Source organism: Streptomyces bambusae (assembly GCF_019400985.1).
GTDB classification, from domain to species: Bacteria; Actinomycetota; Actinomycetes; order Streptomycetales; family Streptomycetaceae; genus Streptomyces; species Streptomyces bambusae_A.
Genome location: NZ_WTFF01000751.1, coordinates 1 through 530, shown reverse-complemented (window position 1 = coordinate 530; position 530 = coordinate 1). Strand labels below are relative to the sequence as shown.

The 530-nt window shown below is 77.2% G+C and carries 1 pseudogene; it reads left to right on the top strand.

From position 1 onward, the window contains the following. Positions 1-14: 14 nt before the first annotated feature. Positions 15-530: pseudogene (locus GPJ59_RS36875) on the top strand (AfsR/SARP family transcriptional regulator); the annotation flags it as partial.

The window sequence follows — 530 nt, the reverse complement described above, 5'->3', positions numbered from 1 at the left end:
GTGCAGCGTCGAGAGTGTATAAGGCAAAGGCCGGGGAGCTGGCCGCCCTGTGCGACGGCCTGCCGCTGGCGCTGCGGCTGGCCGCCGCCCGGCTCGCCGCCCGGCCCCGGCTGGCGCTGCGCGACATGGTCGCCGGCCTGGTCGACGAGCACCAGCGCCTGTCCCTGCTCTCCGGCGAGGACCTCGGCGTCGAGGCGACGTTGCGGATGAGCGTGCAGCAGCTGCCCTCGGACTCCGCGCTGCTCTTCCGCCAACTCGCCCTGCACGTGGGCTCCGAGCTCGACGGCGGGGCCGCCGCGGCCCTCAGCGGCCTGCCGCCGCTGGCGGCGCGCGCCGCCTTGGAGGGCCTGGCCGCGGCCCACCTGGTCGAGGAACGGACCCGCGACCGGTACCTGATGCACGACCTGACCCGCTTGTACGCCCGTTCCTTCGCGGCCCGGGCCGACTCCGCGGGTCTGCGGCGGCTGCTGGTGCACTACCTGGCGGCCGCCCGGGCCGCCGTGGCGGCGGCCGAGCCCGGCAGCCAGCCC